This is a genomic window from Pseudobacteroides cellulosolvens ATCC 35603 = DSM 2933 (assembly GCF_001262605.1).
GTDB classification, from domain to species: domain Bacteria; phylum Bacillota; class Clostridia; order Acetivibrionales; family DSM-2933; genus Pseudobacteroides; species Pseudobacteroides cellulosolvens.
Genome location: NZ_LGTC01000001.1, coordinates 2,003,660 through 2,022,500 on the forward strand (window position 1 = coordinate 2,003,660; position 18,841 = coordinate 2,022,500).

An 18,841-nucleotide genomic window follows, 5' to 3' on the forward strand; every position below is an offset into this window, starting at 1 on the left:
CAAAGACTTTATAGTACAGAAGGAAATTATTAATTTACTGTCGAATAAATCTTATGAGACATATTGCAAGCATGTTATAATACGTATAGGTCAAATATTGAAAGGAAATTATCGTGGGTTTCAAAAGATTCAGAAAATTATATTACAGTATATCAATAAAAAGCAAGTTAAACCTTCTTATATTCATTTTGATGGCGTACTCCGTCATTTTCATAGCCTATTTAGGTTATAAAAGCTATGCATCGGTATTTAAGGAAAAATCTACCGAAAACCTTGTAAAAAACGTTGCAGGACTTTCCTCCATTTTATCCGATAGACTGGATAGTGTTATAAAGAATTCGGCAAAAATACTTATTGACGACAAGTTATATAACTCTCATGACATATTGAAATCAGGCTTTGATAATCCTTACCTTTCCAATTATCAAACATTCAAATCCGACATAGAAATTTATCTTGGCAGTTATGTAGCAGCAAGCAGTGAATTTGATTTTATGGCCTTTAGATTTAATACAAATAATGCTACTTACTATGCAGATGATAATTTGGAATTGGATAGTGAGAGTATTATCTCAAATAAGGAATTATTCCAGCTTGCAAAAAACTCTTCTGGAAACCCCATATGGTATTTTCAGCAGGAAAAGGGTAAACCTACAAAAATATTTCTCATTAGAGAAGTCCTCCACAGACAATCTAGTGAAGTAATAGGTACTTTAGTATGCAAGGTTAATGAAGATTACCTTTTTGGCACTATAAATGATTTTCTGACCTACAACATCCAGAACGTAAGCATATACAATGATAGTGGATTACTTCTTTATAGTTATAATTCATTTAAAGAAGATTACAGGATAGCTTCCGAGGAGCTTTTAAAGAAATCAAAGCCCAATGGCTTTTATAGTGCAAAGCACAACGGAGATATGATTTATCTATCTTATAATGAAATCCCCAAATTGAAATGGAAGCTTGCAGTCTTTATATCTTCCAACCATTTATTAGTTGATATGAAAAAAGTCCTTTTAACTATATTCATTCTTTGCCTTATTACGCTTCCGATTTGGCTAGTACTTATTTATACTATTTACAGGGATATTATAAACCCGGTGTACCTTCTTGTAGACAGGATGGATAAAATAGAAAAGGGTAACACCGGGATAACTGTTTCTGATGACAGGCATGATGAACTTGGCTATGTTTTTAAAACCTTTAACAGGATGTCGGAAGAAATAACCAGACTCATAAATAAAGTATATAAGGAAAGCCTTATGATGAAGGATGCTGAAATAAAGGCACTTCAGGCTCAGATAAATCCGCACTTTCTATGCAATACGCTGGAAACAATTAACTGGAAAGCCAAGCTATACGGGGTAGATGATATAAGCGAAATGGTAACAGCCCTATCCTCCATAATTGATGCAAACCTTGACAGGAATAATGAAAAAATGATACCAATAAGACGTGAGCTTGACTATATAGATAATTACAACCTCCTTATTCAGAAAAGGTTTGGTAAAAAAATCTCATTTATTAAATCCATTGATGATGATGCATTAGACTATAGAATACCTAAGCTGCTTATTCAGCCGTTAATAGAAAATTCGATCTACCATGGGCTTGAAACTAAAAAAGGTGGAGGAACTGTTGAACTGATAATTTCAATTGAAGAGGACATGCTGCTTATTATCGTTGCAGACGACGGAAAAGGTATTGATGACGAAACTTTGAAAAAATTAAAGCAAAGCATGGAAGAAAATGTAGAAAATCAGTATGAAAGCAGGACGAAAATTGGTATAATGAATGTACATAGAAGAATTAAACTTATATACGGAAGTGAATTCGGCCTAAACATTTTCAGTGAGTCCGGCAAAGGAACCACAATAATCCTTAAACTTCCGTTTAATGAGGATCAAGGAGTAGGTATATGATAAAAGTTGTAATTATCGATGATGAAGAAATAATTCGAGAGGGACTAAGAAAAATCATAGACTGGAACAGCATGAATTGTGAAATTATCGGTGAAGCTGAAGACGGAGAGGATGGTCTGGAGCTTATTAATTCATTGCAACCGGATATTATTGTTACCGATATAAGGATGTCTTCTAAAAGCGGTCTGGAAATGATATCCGAGATAAAGAGTATTAAAGAGGACTGCAGAATAATAATACTAACCGGTTTCAGAGATTTTGAGTATGCTCGCGAAGCCTTAAAATTGGGTGCTTTCAGGTATCTACTTAAACCCTCAAAGGTTGACGAAATAACCCAGGCTATTAAGGATGCAATAAAAGAAATTAAAAAAGTAAAGGAAAAGAAAGAACATTATAAATTATTAGTAAAAAGAGCAAATGAAATACAAGGTTCAAGGAAGTACTATTTGCAGGACTTTTTAGATCCAAATGATAATAATAACGATGGGCCTGACGGCACAAATAGTAAAGGAAACGGCAATGAAGTTAGCGAATCATCCAAAAATTCAAAGTACCTTGTAAACAGAGCTCTTATTTATCTTCGTGAAAATTATTCCAAAAATATCAATTTAAAAACTTTGTCGGAAGAACTTTATATAAGCACTTGGTATTTAAGCAAATTATTAAAGAAGGAAACTGGAAGTAATTTCATAGACATTCTTAATAACATCCGGGTGGAGGAAGCAAAAAAGCTGCTTGGTGACCCTAAGTACAAAATATATGAAATTGCTGAAGTGGTTGGCTTTTCTGATGTTACCTATTTCTACAGGCTCTTTAAAAAACTCACCGGCATGACACCTATGGAATATAAAAACAGTATGCTTTAGTAACAACTTTCAAACTATAAAAAGCTTTCCATTCATCAGAAGAATGAAAAGCTTTTTTAATTTATCACGACAACAATCAAGGTTGACAAAATCATTTCATGATTTTGCTATTGTAAATCAGTCAACAATTATACCTTCCACTTCTGGAAAAGTATATTAGTCCTATAAAGAATCTTCTTGTTAAATAATTCTGCACAACTTATACTCTTACTGTAATAAGGCATATATTCCATATAAAACTCGTTATCTTTATATTTAAATTCATTCTCCTTTTTTAATAATTCATATCTGCTATGTAACGATCCCTTTTCTACAAAATCTACAAAAACAGGAACGCGGTAATTTTCTTCCAGCCATTTTATCATTTCTTCAGTTACTTCATCATCATCTGCATGCTTTTCTATAAGAAATTTTATACCGTTTCTATAAGGTATTGAAAGCCACATGCCGTTAACAGGCAGATAAGAGACCATTTCCTCCAGTATCCATACATCGAATTCCCTATCTTCGACTATGACACTATCACGTTTTCGTCCCTCTATCTCCATTGAGATTTTCCGGCCGCAAGCACACTCCTTATATAATATCCTTGCCCTGTCACCGGTCAAATACCTAATTAGTGGGGTAGCCTTTTTGTTTAAGGTTGTTATGGCAAGAGCACCTGTCTTTCCTGCTTCAACTTCTTTATCCAGATTCTCGTCCAACACTTCAAATAGGAAATTTTCGTCCAAGGGATGGGTATTCCTGTGTTCACATTCAATCATAACAGGACCAACCTCAGTTGTGCTAAAATAGTCATATATGGGTACTCCCCACATTCTCTCAATCGACTTCCTCATTGTTGGAGTTAAAGCTTCCCCTGCAGTATAAATAGCCCTTAAAGCTGTAAAATCAGATTTTATATTATAACCCATCATCTGTGCTGTCTCAGCAATTAGCAATGCCTGAATAGGCATGGTTGCCAATACTGTAACATCCAATTTTTTCATCATATACACAATTCTTGTAAACGGAGTTATATTGTTTTTGGAGCTGGTAGGTATTACACATGCATTCTTCATCTGTGCAGCTATATGGGTGAAGTGTGCTGTGGTTGAAAGTGCATACGGAAATCTTACAAGCACCCTGTCATCCTCATTAAACCCGATACCACCGGAATTTATTTTCTTTGCACATTCAATGAGCTCGCTTTTGGTAAACCATGAAACTGAAGAACCACCGGAGAAGCTAAAGGTATCATGATATTGATATAATTCCTTCTTCGGAACGCATACAAAACCATTTGGAGAATTATTTATTATATCATCTTTTGTAGTAAAAGGTAATCTTTTAAATTCTTCTATCGATACAATTTTCCTATCGGGTATTCTATTCTTATTAAAATGTGACTTTCTGGATTGCGTAAGTGTTTCATTCAGTTTTTTTAAAACATTTTCATTCAAAACATCCTAAACCACCCCCATATAAAAGAAAAGTCAAAGATCCATAATCTGATGAAAATTAATGCAAGTTAATTTGTGTTGCTAAACAATTACCCTTGGAAATTAATTATATTATTTTACTTGAAAACTGTCCATATTTTTCTGACAGATTTTTAAAAAATCAATTAATATTGATTTTTATATAACTATACTCTAATTTCTTTTAGCATAGTTTACAATGGAATTAATTGTTTACGGATAGCATAAAATTGTCATCTTTGATATTAACATACATATTACTAGCACTATTTTGCAGTTTCGACATTTATCATTCTAATTCGATAAATTTATTACGTATATGTTTTGCAATAATCATTTTACTTTATTAATTATTGCAAAACATTTTCCCTGGTTCATATGTCTAACTTTTAAACTTAGAAAATACCTTTAGGCAGAAATTTCTACAATATTTCCATCAGGATCTAAAACTGCACTTTCAAAATAGCCATCCCCAGTAGTTCTTGGCGGTGAAGCTAACTTGTACCCATCACTTACAAGTAAATCGGTTAGCTTTATAACCCCTTCCCTGCTTCCAACTGAGAATGCAATATGGGCCAGACCTATCATTGCCTGCTCTTTTATTCTGTTGCCCAATAATGGTTTTGTCATGATTTCCAGCCTGCTACCATCATCAAATATCAAAAAATAGGACTCAAATTCCTTTTGAGTATTGATGTATTTTTTATTCCTCTTTCCGCCAAAATATTTTTCATAAAAGTTCGTAAGTCTTTCTAAATCATTAGTCCATATTGCAACATGCTCAATGTGCATAAAATCACCTCAGCTTTAAATTTCTGTACCCTTAGTACTACTTAAATATGATTGATATTCCATAATACCTAAATACTATATAGTATTATATTACCATAAAATTGAGTACTAGTGGCATATGGAACAATAACAGCAAAAATTCTATAATTAAACTATCAGGTAACACAAATTAAGCCGGCAATCACATATCAATGTCAAATTACTTTCTTAAATCCGAAACGTACTTTTTCAAAACATAAATGCTTCTTTGCCAATGTCAATTAGCAAATTTAAATGTAATTATTGAAAGGTGGAATCTCTATGTTAAAATTTTATTATGATTATGTAAAAACTTATTTAAACAGTAAAAAGGGCCAGGGCATGGTTGAGTACGGTTTAATTATATCTCTTATAGCTGTTGCAGTTATTGCAGCACTCGTTCTCCTTGGGCCAAAAATTGCAAACCTCTTCAACAATGTTTCAAACAAAATGTAACCGCATATGTTGTCATAATAAATATTATAATCTACCGAAATGGTCAAATTGCCTTACTGAAGGCTATTTGACCATTTGGTTTTTTGCAGTTAATTTAAGTAAAACTACTTATGCCGATAACAATTACAACTGTAAATCAAGTCTTACACATCTTTATTACATAAGATATTGTTATCCGACTCCTATTGCTGATGAAGCTTCCATATATCCCTTAATTTTTTGGGTTCTATCCTTTACAAGTATTATTTGATGTTTCATTGCCTTAGTAAATACTTGCTTTATTTCTCCATAATCTCTATATTCTTTTGTTGCCCTGTCAACTTCAAGCTTAATCAAATAGAAATCAATATCTACAAGATTTTTCAAAAGAACATTGTAATATTCCGAATCCATTAGCATATCAGTAATTTCTGAGACCCTTTTAGCCATTTTGTTAAAAAGGTTTTTGTTCTTTGATGGATGGTAGATATCTTTAGCAATTGAATCAACTATACTTTCCTGCTCATTAAACAGTCTTTCAAACTTGCTAATCTCAGCACCAAGCCTATTTGTAAAATGACCCAGCTTTTTATCCATTTCAATATCAAATCTGCTTTGTTTATATATACGTGAAATTAGTGCTTCAATATCACTTTCAACTGGCTTTATACGGGATATCAATTCCTCAAGCCGGCAATTTTTTATATTTTCAATATTCAGCCCGCCTTCTGTTGCGTTAAATACCTCAACCTTATCCTTAATCTTTTCAAAATAGCTTTCAAACCAGTTCCTCATTGCCAAAAATACAGTATTTGTATAAATAGGCTGACCAAACACATCATTTTCCAACACCAGATTTGGATCATTATTCTCTGCTTCATTAACCCTTCTTCCTGTATATGCAAGATCCTGCCCCACTAAAATAATAGGGTTACAACCCATTCTAAAAAGCAAGTCCCCGCATGTATTGGCAACTGAAGGTCCGCTTAATACATATTCACTTTTTATATTTGCGAACTTTAAAAACTCTGATGTAAAATTGTCTACCGGATAATTCATAAGAAATTTAGGTCCTCTATAGCTCTTTACAGAACCCGCAGCTATCTGATTGGTATATATAAAGTAGATATTACTGCTTTTAACTTTGCTGTGAAGCTCAGCTTCAGCCTCACTTGCATCTATCCCTACCATAAAATGCGGAGTAATGCCGTATTCCTCTAAGACTGCAACAGCTTTTCCTGCTGCCATTAAAACAGCCTTATCTTGAATTTCTTTTAAAAGGTGTATATTCTTTCTAAGTGAAGGCCCCGCAGATATTAGTATCCCAGGCATGCCTGTGAACTTTCCTATAAGACCCTGAAAATTGGAAGCCTCATTAATTCTTTGTGAATTTTCCAAACTGTTGGCTGTCCAAAGCTCTCCGAACACCCTCTTTGTAGAAAAATCCACATTAAAATTCTCTGCCTGTTTTATGAATTTGCTTCTTAGATCATCCCACAAAGAATCAAACATATATCCGTAAACTTCAAAGGGTTCACACTGGATGCCTCCCTGCCGGGTATCCCACAAGAGAAGCTTTACTCTTTCCAAAACATTTTCAATTGATTCATCAAGTAAAATTTCAGACTTTTTAATAATTAGTTCAAGATTTCTGATGCTAATGATATGAAAAAACAAACTTATGTCGGGCTCTACTATGATTACCTTTTTGTTCTTAAATCCTGTAAGCAGTACCTCAAGATGATAACCAAAGCCCATGCCAAAGACTATATCTGCTTTATTGGTTGGGTCAATATACTTGTCAATCCACCTGTAAGCCTCATTTATAGGATCTTCATGGTCACAAAGTATATAATCCTCACCATTTATCTTTACAAGCATGTTTATTATTATATCACCCTGTTTTGCCAAAACTATTTTTTCAATAATATTATTTTGTGGCACATAACGATTATTTGTATATAGCTGAATCTTTTTATATACATTAGGTTGATGTTTTTCCAAAAGCTTGAGATTCTTTTGCAATACCTCATTCATCATTATCCACTCCTCTTATAAGAGGTTATTTGTCCCCGATTATCTTCCTGAGCTCATCCATAAAGGTGTTTATATCCTTAAACTGCCTGTAAACCGATGCAAAACGTACATAAGCAACTTCATCCAGCTCTTTTAACTTGGAAATAACCATCTCACCCAATTCATTGGATGTTACTTCCCTCTTTAAAGAATTGCAAACCTGACCTTCTATGTTGTTAACAAGCTTTTCCAGATCCTCCATTGATACAGGTCTTTTTTCACAAGCCCTCATAAGACCATTCATAAGCTTCTGCCTATCGAATATCTGACGGGTTTTGTCTTTCTTTACCACCATAATAGGCAAACTCTCAACCTTCTCATATGTTGTAAATCGCCTAGAACAATTGGTGCACTCCCTTCTTCTTCTGATTGCAGAGTTTTCATCCGTAGGCCTTGAGTCAATTACCTTGTCATCAATAAAGCCGCAAAATGGGCACCTCACAAAATCCCCTCCCTATTTTAAAATATATTAAGGTATGAATGAAAAATTACTTCCACTTCCTATACGAGTTTAACGAGTTAAGTCAACATATGAGAGAAATTTATAGCGAAAGTTATTTTTCGATCATAACTAAATGAATTAAATTAATAATTTTGTATTTTTTGCCATAGCATCTATATATTAAAGTTTTCAGCATATTTTTCTTAAATTCTACCACAGTATTATCGGATAATAAAGATATTTATGTTAAATATGTTATTAATCCTAAATATATTTTTTCATATGCATAAGTGCTGTCTTTTCAAGTCTCGATACCTGTGCCTGGGAAATCCCTATTTCTTCTGCAACCTCCATCTGGGTCTTTCCTTCAAAAAATCTCAAATTCAGTATATGTTTTTCCCTCTCTCCTAGCCTCCTCATGGCTTCTTTCAATGCTATTTCCTCAAGCCAGTTTTCATCCTGATTTTTTTCATCTTTAACCTGATCCATAACATAAATAGCGTCACCGCCGTCATGATAGACCGATTCAAATAATGAGATAGGATCTTGTATTGCATCCAATGCAAAAACTACATCCTCTTTAGGAATCTGAAGCTCCAAGGCAATCTGGTCTACTGTCGGTTCCTTTGAATTGTTATTTGTCATCCTTTCCTTTACCTGTAATGCTCTATATGCAATATCCCTTAGAGATCTGCTTACACGTATGGAATTGTTATCTCTTAAGTATCTTCTGATCTCACCTATTATCATAGGTACAGCATAAGTAGAAAATTTCACATTCTGAGAAACATCAAAATTGTCAATAGCTTTTATAAGGCCTATACAACCTACTTGAAACAAATCGTCCACATATTCGCCTCTATTATTAAACCTTTGTATTACACTTAAAACTAGCCTAAGATTACCCTTAATAAATTCCTCTCGTGCCGTGGTGTCCCCTTTGTGCATTCTTTCAAATAAAACCTTCTTTTGTTCATTGGATAGTACTGGTAATTTAGACGTATTTACTCCGCAAATCTCTACTTTATTTATAAGCATAGAATAACCTCCCGGCAGCTAATATTTTGTCAATATCATTATTGCCTGAGAGGTTTTTTTATACTGTAAAAAACATAATTTACACTAAAGATTTTTATAAGATGAATTGCAACTCATTATGTATAATTTACTGATTCCAAGGGTTTTAGTCATTCCTTAGGAATATTTGAGTCATTCCTTACATCATTCTGCTTATTTCTTTTTTAAGCCTTGATATGATTCTCTTCTCCAGTCTTGAGATATATGATTGGGAAATACCAAGCATATCAGCAACTTCCTTCTGGGTTTTTTCTATACCGCTCTCCAAGCCGAATCTCAGTTCCATAATTTTCTTTTCCCTGTTTGTAAGCTTTTTAATAGCAATATTTAGAAGTTCTCTGTCAACCTCATCTTCAATACTCCTGTGAATGAGATCATTTTCTGTACCCAAAATATCGGATAAAAGCAGCTCATTACCATCCCAGTCTATATTGAGCGGCTCATCAATTGATATCTCCGTCTTGATCCTATTATTCCTTCTTAAATACATCAATATTTCATTTTCTATACACCTTGATGCATACGTTGCAAGCTTTATATTTTTAGAAGGATTAAAGGTATTTATTGCTTTTATAAGACCTATTGTTCCTATGGATATGAGGTCTTCCACTCCAATCCCTGTATTTTCAAACTTCCTTGCTATGTAGACAACCAGTCTTAAATTTCTCTCAATAAGTATTGTTTTAACTCCAAAGTCGCTGTTTTCAAGTTTGTTTAAGAGAAAGCTCTCCTCATCATTGCTTAGCGGAGGAGGTAGTGCATCACTTCCACCGATATAGTGTATGGGCGATCCCTTATACCTGCCAAATTTCTTTAGAATATTAATATACTTTATTAGCAGCATAAACTTGATCTTCTTGCCTATAAACATTCCTTCATCCCCTTTTATTTAATAAATTTTAATATAGGTAAAAAGCTATGTCCCTAAACCAGTTCAGGATTTAAAAGTGCCCTATACCCCTCATTTCTTGACAATGTTTTATTACATATGCCGACAACCACATCCTTTACCCCCTTCTTCTCATCGTCTTTCCCTATTTCAATGTAGTCAGGCTTAAAACCTATCAATATTCCATTATCCTTTCCTATTGACATAAAAGGTATAAGTCTGAATCTGGAAAACCATTTTGAATTGGATATTACTCTAGATATATTGTCCAGATCATTTTCTTTGGATTCCTTAAATATATCCTGGATATCAGCTGGTAACACATCCTTGATAGCCAAATACTCTACAATAATGACAGGCATATTGGTCAAAGGGTCATGAAGTGAATTTCCCGTGTCAACTAAGGCTGCCAGTTCAATTACATTGTCTTCGAAAGATATCTTTATTGGCATCAGATATTTTTCCTTTGTTCTGCTTTGGATAATCTCTATCAGTATCTTTACAACTATTCCAACCATCATAAGAGAAAGTACCAAAACTGTAAGCTTATACCTCCAGAATACATATACTATTCCATTCCTTACAAATCCACCGGACTGGTTGAAATAAATAAATGCAAAAGCAGCTCCTGCAAATATAAAAGAAGAAACATAAAACATTGCAAGAACCTTTAAAAAGCTTTTCAACTTTTCAGGTGTAAATGTAATAGCAATAATTCCAGCAGACAGAAGCAGCTTTGCAATAATTGTTCCATATACCTTCATACCGGGCAGCAGAATCAGGACTGCCACATATGATGCACCAATTGCAGCACCCACAGCAATTCTCAAGCTAGATACCCTTACTTTTGAAAAGATAGATGTAACATACAGAATTAAAAAATTAATAACCAGATTTTCCAAAAATAATACATCCAAATAAATTTCCACGCATGATTACCCCGTATATGTAGATTATTTTCTATAAATTCAGCAGTATTAAAATAAATATGTAATATACTTATATTCAGCAGGTCTTAGGTTTATGTATATTATATAATTTTAATTGAGTAGTTTTTGTCAAACCAAACTGTAGAAATATAAGAACAAATTGACAAAATACCCCATGTATTCTTTTGCACCTGTGCTGAGATATTTTAAGGGCAAGATATTGTTTTATGCATATAAAAAGTAGAGTTTGCCTTAGACAAATGTAATAGATTAATCACTTTTTATGTAGAACAAAATCGTTAAATGATTTTGTTCTACATAAAAAGACGAGTTGTATATCACCATACAGCCCGTCTTTTTATTAATTATAATGCATATTCATCAAAACAGAATTATCATTGTTTCTGGTACACACGTACATAATCAACATAGTACTTTAGTGGAAATGTGGTTTGTGAAGGGTCGCCGCCATTATTTCCTCCAATAGCTAAATTTATAAGCATATAATGAGGCTGGCGGAAAGGATTGTATGTCCCGTTTGTTGCACTGTTTACACTGAAAGTATTTAAAAGCTCATTATCACAATACAGCTTTATATTATCGGCATCCCATTCCATAACCCAAGTATGAAACTCATTGGACCAATTTGAGCTGTAATTGGAAATCGCCTTTGTAAAGGAATCCCATACAATAGATCCTTGAGGATTCTGGTAAGCAACATTTGCCAGAATCTTTCCTTTATAGAACTCCATAATGTCTATTTCACCATTTTTAGGCCAGCCATTATTCACTCCAAGAGTCCACCATGCAGGCCAACTGCCAGCTGGTGTAGGAATTTTGGCACGTAACTCAAAGCGGCCGTATTGCCATGTTCTCTTTCCACTGGTATTTATACTTGCCGAAGTGTATTTATATCCGCTGTAGTCCTCTCTCCTGGCTTCTATTACAAGATTTCCACTTTCTAACCTTGCATTTTCTTTTCTGTTGGTATAGTACTGTGCTTCATTGTTTCTCTTATAACCTATCTCATAACCCCAATCAGCGGTGTTGATAGAGGTATCGTCAAATTCATCTTTCCACACTAACTTCCATCCTGGGATACTACTTGTTACCGGGGTAGGTGTTGCCTGAACAGATGCAGGTGTGGCAGATATTATTGTATTAAACTTCTCTGCAATTTTAATAACATCGGCCATATTTATTGCCCCGTCGGAATTTGTGTCATAAGCATCTTTGTATTTGCCATCTCCTCTAATGGCATTAAACGTTAATGCCATTATGATTACATCTGACATATTAATCACACCATCTGAATTTAAATCCAATGATTTTGTTCCAGGTATATATGTGGGTGTTGATGATGTTTTTGTTGGTGTCGATGTAGGTGCTTGTGTAACACTTACATTGACAGGCACTAATTTCCAATGCTGGTTCTTGCCGCCTGCCTCTGCCCACTGCTGCACCAAAGCACCATCTTCAACGGACTGCTTTGTAACATCCAGCAGCTTACTGCTGTTACGGTTTATAATTTTATAATAGCCATTTCCAATATCAGTGAGACTCCATTGTTGATTGTTTCCTCCTGTATTTTTCCATTGGATTACAGCACCACCGTCTTCTTTTGACTCATCGCTTACATCAAGTGTTTTACCGCTTTTAACATTTATAATTCTATTATAACCGCTTCCAATATCAGCAAAATACCACTTCTGGCTATCTCCTCCATTATCACTTTTTTGTATAATTCTTGCTCCGTCATTTATGGAACCATCCGTTACATCCAGAACCTTTCCGCTGTTTTCATTAACTACCTTATAGCATTCTACGTTACCCAGATCTTCTGAAATTGTTCCTGCAGCTGCATCTATCTTTATGGAACTGTAAAATGGAAGTTCAAGTGATGTATCTGATTTGAACACCAATGGAAGCCAAACATACTGGGAATCGTTTACCTTACCGTTCCATGCACCTGCCCATCTGTCTCCTGTATAAAGATATGTAGTTCCGCTAGTTCCCTGGACTGGAACAATATATGCAGGTTGGGACTTATAAGTAGTATTATCGCCAAGATTTATTAAATCGGACCATCCTGTGTTTAAGCTTTTTGAATATGCATACTTTCCTTGATTTGGAGACCAGCCTGTACATCCTGAAGTTATAAGGTAATAATAATCATTTCTTTTAATAAGACATGGTGCTTCCCTCTGCTTACCTACAAAAAGCTTTGTTTTTAAAGAAGCAATTCTTCTATAATCACTTGTCAGCTCATATAAAATCAAATCCATATTCTCATTGGCTGCAGAAATGAAATAGCCCTTACCGTCAGTGTCTACAAATACGCTGCAATCCCTTGACATATACCCTGATTTGTCATGATCTATTACTCCAGTATCAGCTAAAGGCCGAAAACTTCCCTGATATGTAAAATTGCCATCGGGTGTGCTGCAATATGCTACAGCTGCCCTTGCTTCTCCATAATGGACACCGTTTTCCCAGTGCATCCACATTACAAATTCTTTTGTGGAGGCATTGTACATGACCTTAGGCCTTTCAACATTGCACTTGTTGAGCTCTGCTGCAGAACTGGGCTTTAGGACTTCTCCCCTGTACTCCCAATTCATCAGATCAGTTGAACGGTAACAGCGAACACCTAAAAAGTAGTTTGAACCATCGCGATATTCACCATACCAGTAATAATAGTTTCCGTACTTAAGAAGGCTTCCGCCATGTGCATGAATCACATTTCCTGAAGTATCCTTAAACTGAGTACCATTAGTTAGGCTGGCTATGGCTGCATTAGCCGTCGAGTTAACCAATATGCAGGTAGATAACGAAATAATCAGCATAACAAAAATATTCCTGCAGTTTTTTAACCAGTTACCTTCCCTTTTCATCTCCTTCGGATCTGAACGAAACTTGATTTCCGACATCTTTTATCCCCCTTTAATAATAATCTTTTTTATATTAATTATTGTGATCTATTTATAACATTGATATCTATATATACAAAACTGTAAAACTAGTTATACTAGTTGAGCATAATCGCCAAAAAGGCTATTCCAAGCGAACTGATATATAACTTTATCTGTAAATAAAAGAGTATACTTCTAATATACCACTTTCTCATGCTGTTTTACATATTTTTATATTATGTATTTTCATTTCTCTATTAGTATTAAATTATTAGAGTTTCCCCTAATTTTAGTTAACTGATTGACCATGGCTTAAACTTAGGTATAAAATATTGTTATAGACATAAAAGTCAATTCTATAATAATATTTTAGGAGAGCTGAACATGTTAGGCATCTTATATTTAATTCTTAGTTTTTTTGTTGGATATAACTTTACAAAGAAATTTGTCCCCAGAATATTTAATGTATCAAAGGAAATAAGCCTTTTAGGGAAGAAAATAACCCTTAGCACCTGGATGGTTACTCTACCTGCTGCATTTCTTACAGGAACCTTGTTTGTAACATGGTTTACCTACTTATTAACTTATGGGATAGCTTCTTTGTTTCCTGGTATTGAAAGACCTCTAATTTACGGTAATATAATTACATTTATTATTCTAGCTCTACTTACAGTAGTATTTTCAATTAAAAATAAAGAAAATTACACGCTGTTTTTCGACAATCTTAAAAAAATAGGTATTCCGGAATTTAATGATTTTGTTCTGTCCCATAAAACCGAGTTAATTTACGTGTTGGTCTGCCTTACTTTGTGGAGTGTTTTTATGATACGCTCTTTCAATGTAAACAATACCAATGAAATGATGTTGGGAATGTCTGTTTTCAGCGATTTTGGAGGTCACATACCTATGATTCGCTCCTTTTCGGAAGGCTCCAATTTCCCTACCGAATATCCCCACTATGGTGCAAGTGGATCCGGCAGTATCACAGGCAACAATGTTATGTACCATTTCATGTTCCACTTTCTTTCAGGTAATCTTGAGTTTCTTGGATTACGTATTGATTGGGCATTCAACCTTCCAAGCATCCTATCCATGCTTGCGTTCTTGATGCTTTTGTATTCTCTTGTAGTCTTGATGTTCGGCAACAGACTTACTGCCGTCCTTGCAGCAGTATTATTCATGTTCCGGAGTTCATTTGCAGTGTTCACATACTCAGCAGATCTTAAATTGAAAAGCTCATCTGAAGAAGGAATCATGAAGTATCTTTCAACGCTTAAAGAATATCTGACAACTATTTTAAATAATACCGCCAATATTGGAAAAACAGCACATGAAGACTGGGGCTTTTATGCACAGAAGGTATTTGTCAACAAACGTCATTACGTGTTTGCTCTTGCTATAGCCATGCTGGTTTTAATTATAGTATTTCCTCTTTTCAAAAATATGATTTCAAAGTTACGGAAAACCCATAAAAAAGCGATTGAGGAAATAAACAAGTTTAATTCAACTTCAAGTACTAAGGAAGATCAAATTCAAGCTGAAAATTCAGTAGCTGAACCTTCTATGGTCTCATTAAGAAGGAAATTTTGGGTTGATGAGTTTATAAGAAATAAAGATGCATGGGTACCTACTAATATTAAGCGTTCTGTTTTTGCAGGCTTACTTCTTGGTTTGATCAGCTTCTGGAACGGTTCCGTAGTAATTTCCCTGCTGCCTGTACTTTTCTTCATGGCAATATTCTCCAAGCACAGATTGGAGTATCTAAATATTGCTGCAATATCTATTATAATGGTGTTTGCTCAGACTCTATTTTTTACGGGCGGGCAAATATCAGCAAGCAGCGTTAATTTATGCATAGGATACCTTGCCGAATTCCCAAATGGTGTTAATACTACCGCAAAAGCTTTTCTTGAGCAGGGAAATTATAACGAGTTTATAAAATTGATACCCAATTTATCTTACAATATTCTTTTATTCTACCTGCAGCTTCTCGGTCTTATGCTTTTACTTCTTTTAACAAGCATTCCTTTTTCAAAAAAAGGCGGAAGATGGCTGACCATAGCCTTCCTGTCACCTATGGTTATGGCAACACTATTTTCCTTCTCATCTGATGTAGGTGCCAACCATGTTATTATTATTTTCTCTGTCATACTTTTAAATATAATAATTGCAAACATGCTATCCAGGCTGTTCGTTTCAAAAAGCTTTTCAGTCCCGGTTGTTATAATTGGGCTTTCAGAAATTGCATTTTATGTATCAGCTGTTTTATTTAAATTTGAAAAGCTCTTTATTCCTGCGAATATTTTGGCTTTGGTTATAGCAGTTGTTATATTTATTGTTGTAACTATAATAAAACGTAAATTTGATTTTATCAGAGCATTATCGATTTCTGTTGCTGCTATTCTTATATTAGCACTTACTTCTTCAGGGATTATTGACGGATTAGTGCTTTATAATATGGATAATCCATCAGTGCCTGGAAGGTTATACAGCATGAAAGATCCCACTATGAATTGGGTTGAGGACAGCACTAACCCCAAAGATGTATTTCTCATTAATCCTGACTTTATACATGTAGTATTGTTAGGAGGAAGAAATGTATTTTTAGGAGGTGCTTATTTTGTAAGTACTGCCGGGTATGATTGGGACAAAAGAATGGGAATTGTAAAAAATATATATGGTGCCGCAGATGCCAATACTTTAAAAGAACTTGTCCAAGAGAATAATATAGATTATATAGTTATTGATAATTCCAACAGGGAGACTAAGGATTATCGCTTAAATGAAGAGCTGATAAAGAATACGTTCAAGCTGGCACACAATAATGCTTCCAGCAATACACAAATCTATAAGGTAAAATAACTGGAGAAAGTGCTGCATTCCTACTTTGCAGCACTTTTTATCTTTGACCATGACTTTATCTAAGTGCTGCTGAAGACAAACACAGAGCCTTATGCTATTCGCATAAGGCTCTGATATAAATCTGGCGACTACCTATTTTACCAAGACGCAACCGTCTAAGTATCGTCGGCACTAAGAAGCTTAACTGCCGTGTTCGGGATGGGAACGGGTGTGACCTTCTCGTAATCATCACCAGAAAATTTAATTGACTTTAGGTTTCCCTTGGGCCAATCTTTGACTATTTAATTATCGGGTCTTGAAATCCTTTATCCTAACTTCCGCTAATCTCGCTTATGTGTTGACTTAGTTTCGTCAACACCCGCTCGAATCGGAAGTAATGTCTAAATGATTTCTTGGAATCCCTTATCCTAACTTCCGCTAATCTCGCTCATGTGTTGACTTAATTCCGTCAACACCCGCTCGAATCGGAAGTAATGTCTAAGTGATTTCTTGAAATCTCTTATCCTAACTTCCGCTAATCTCGCTCATGTGTTGACTTAGTTTCGTCAACACTCGCTCGAATCGGAAGTAGCGTCTAAGTGATTTCTTATATACCCTCAAAACTATATAATGAAGTAATATTGACAAGAATTTGATCATAACTACTTTAAAAGACCTACTTTATATAAATACCTGTTTTAATTTGGTCAAGCCCTCGACCTATTAGTATCAGTCAGCTTAATGCATTACTGCACTTACACTCCTGACCTATCAACCATGTAGTCTACATGGGGTCTTACCCTTACGGTGGGATATCTCATCTTAGGGTGGGTTTCACGCTTAGATGCCTTCAGCGTTTATCCCTGCCGAACTTGGCTACCCAGCTGTGCCACTGGTGTGACAACTGGTGCACTAGAGGTTCGTCCATCCCGGTCCTCTCGTACTAAGGACAGATCCCTTCAAATATCCTGCGCCCGCGACAGATAGGGACCGAACTGTCTCACGACGTTCTGAACCCAGCTCGCGTACCGCTTTAATTGGCGAACAGCCAAACCCTTGGAACCTACTACAGCTCCAGGATGCGATGAGCCGACATCGAGGTGCCAAACCTCCCCGTCGATGTGGACTCTTGGGGGAGATAAGCCTGTTATCCCCAGGGTAGCTTTTATCCGTTGAGCGATGGCAATTCCACTTTCATACCACCGGATCACTAAGCCCTACTTTCGTACCTGCTCGACTTGTTTGTCTCGCAGTCAGGCTACCTTATGCCTTTGCACTCGATGCACGATTTCCAACCGTGCTGAGGTAACCTTTGGACGCCTCCGTTACCTTTTGGGAGGCGACCGCCCCAGTCAAACTGCCCACCTGACATTGTCCCAAGTCCGGATTACGGACTCTGGTTAGAGTTCCAGTACTCTTAGAGTGGTATCCCAACATTGGCTCCATAATGGCTAGCGCCACTACTTCCAAGCCTCCCACCTATCCTGTACAAAGAATACCGAAACCCAGTATCAGGCTACAGTAAAGCTCCATGGGGTCTTTCCGTCTAGTCGCGGGTAACTTGCATCTTCACAAGTACTACAATTTCGCCGGGTACGTTGTTGAGACAGTGCCCAAGTCATTACGCCATTCGTGCGGGTCAGAACTTACCTGACAAGGAATTTCGCTACCTTAGGACCGTTATAGTTACGGCCGCCGTTTACTGGGGCTTAAGTTCACTGCTTCGCCTTGCGACTTACAGATTCCCGTAACCTTCCAGCACCGGGCAGGCGTCAGCCCCTATACTTCATCTTTCGATTTAGCAGAGACCTGTGTTTTTGATAAACAGTTGCTTGGGCCTATTCTCTGCGACCTCATTGCTGAGGCACCCCTTATTGCGAACTTACGGGGTCAATTTGCCGAGTTCCTTAACAACGCTTCTCCCGATCGTCTTAGGATTCTCTCCTCACCTACCTGTGTCGGTTTGCGGTACGGGTACCATCATCCTCGATAGTGGCTTTTCTCGTCAGCGTGGAATCTGTCACTTCGGTACTCTAATTTCCCTCCTCATAAGATATTCGAACCGTCTGGCGGGTTTGCCTACCAAACTGTCTACCTTCTTTGAACGAGCTCTTCCAGTCACTCGCTTGACTTATCCTCCTGCGTCCCCACTTCTCTAATAGCGGCTAACGGTAGTACA

At 35.9% G+C, this 18,841-nt stretch carries 12 protein-coding genes and 2 rRNA genes (1 of these 14 only partly in view); 4 read left to right on the top strand and 10 right to left on the bottom strand.

What is annotated here, in order from left to right; all coding sequences use genetic code 11:
* Window positions 1-113: 113 nt before the first annotated feature.
* The gene (locus tag Bccel_RS08225) at window positions 114-1,925 is read left to right on the top strand and encodes a cache domain-containing sensor histidine kinase (RefSeq protein WP_036941268.1); all 1,812 of its coding nucleotides are present in this window, start codon (window positions 114-116) and stop codon (window positions 1,923-1,925) included.
* Window positions 1,922-2,791, top strand: coding sequence for a response regulator transcription factor (locus Bccel_RS08230; protein WP_036941265.1), 870 nt, complete (start codon window positions 1,922-1,924; stop codon window positions 2,789-2,791). Before Bccel_RS08225 ends, Bccel_RS08230 begins: the two co-directional genes overlap by 4 nt.
* Window positions 2,792-2,919: 128 nt before the next feature.
* Here the strand turns inward: Bccel_RS08230 and Bccel_RS08235 are convergent, their stop codons facing one another.
* A complete protein-coding gene (locus Bccel_RS08235) occupies window positions 2,920-4,233 on the bottom strand; it encodes a phenylacetate--CoA ligase family protein (RefSeq protein ID WP_050753273.1) in 1,314 nt (437 codons plus the stop codon).
* 426 nt (window positions 4,234-4,659) lie between these two features.
* The gene (locus Bccel_RS08240; protein ID WP_036941262.1) at window positions 4,660-5,043 is read right to left on the bottom strand and encodes a VOC family protein; all 384 of its coding nucleotides are present in this window, start codon (window positions 5,041-5,043) and stop codon (window positions 4,660-4,662) included.
* 300 nt (window positions 5,044-5,343) lie between these two features.
* Here Bccel_RS08240 and Bccel_RS08245 point away from each other — a divergent pair, with 300 nt between their 5' ends.
* Window positions 5,344-5,517, top strand: coding sequence for a Flp family type IVb pilin (locus Bccel_RS08245; protein WP_036941259.1), 174 nt, complete (start codon window positions 5,344-5,346; stop codon window positions 5,515-5,517).
* 171 nt (window positions 5,518-5,688) lie between these two features.
* Here Bccel_RS08245 and Bccel_RS08250 read toward each other — a convergent pair whose 3' ends face one another.
* The 6 genes from Bccel_RS08250 to Bccel_RS08275 form a co-directional block, all read right to left on the bottom strand.
* Entirely contained in the window at window positions 5,689-7,536 is a 1,848-nt protein-coding gene (locus Bccel_RS08250) for a motility associated factor glycosyltransferase family protein (protein ID WP_242853115.1), read from the bottom strand.
* A gap of 22 nt (window positions 7,537-7,558) precedes the next feature.
* Complete coding sequence (gene nrdR / locus Bccel_RS08255) at window positions 7,559-8,014, bottom strand: transcriptional regulator NrdR (protein WP_036941257.1); 456 nt, start codon at window positions 8,012-8,014, stop codon at window positions 7,559-7,561.
* 264 nt (window positions 8,015-8,278) lie between these two features.
* A complete protein-coding gene (gene sigG, locus Bccel_RS08260) occupies window positions 8,279-9,052 on the bottom strand; it encodes an RNA polymerase sporulation sigma factor SigG (protein ID WP_036941254.1) in 774 nt (257 codons plus the stop codon).
* Window positions 9,053-9,230: 178 nt separating this feature from the next.
* A complete protein-coding gene (sigE, locus tag Bccel_RS08265; RefSeq protein ID WP_036941251.1) occupies window positions 9,231-9,962 on the bottom strand; it encodes an RNA polymerase sporulation sigma factor SigE in 732 nt (243 codons plus the stop codon).
* Between the two features lie 53 nt (window positions 9,963-10,015).
* On the bottom strand, window positions 10,016-10,909 hold the full coding sequence (gene spoIIGA / locus Bccel_RS08270) for a sigma-E processing peptidase SpoIIGA (RefSeq protein WP_036941248.1): 894 nt from the start codon (window positions 10,907-10,909) through the stop codon (window positions 10,016-10,018).
* A gap of 395 nt (window positions 10,910-11,304) precedes the next feature.
* A complete protein-coding gene (locus Bccel_RS08275; RefSeq protein ID WP_082225132.1) occupies window positions 11,305-13,839 on the bottom strand; it encodes an RICIN domain-containing protein in 2,535 nt (844 codons plus the stop codon).
* 366 nt (window positions 13,840-14,205) lie between these two features.
* On the opposite strand from Bccel_RS08275, the gene Bccel_RS08280 reads away from it, so the two are divergent.
* On the top strand, window positions 14,206-16,683 hold the full coding sequence (locus Bccel_RS08280; protein WP_036941245.1) for a hypothetical protein: 2,478 nt from the start codon (window positions 14,206-14,208) through the stop codon (window positions 16,681-16,683).
* Between the two features lie 119 nt (window positions 16,684-16,802).
* Here the strand turns inward: Bccel_RS08280 and rrf are convergent.
* Both rrf and Bccel_RS08290 read right to left on the bottom strand, forming a co-directional pair.
* Window positions 16,803-16,919 (bottom strand): 5S ribosomal RNA (gene rrf / locus Bccel_RS08285).
* Between the two features lie 446 nt (window positions 16,920-17,365).
* A 23S ribosomal RNA gene (locus tag Bccel_RS08290) occupies window positions 17,366-18,841 on the bottom strand; it runs 1,575 nt beyond the window's last position.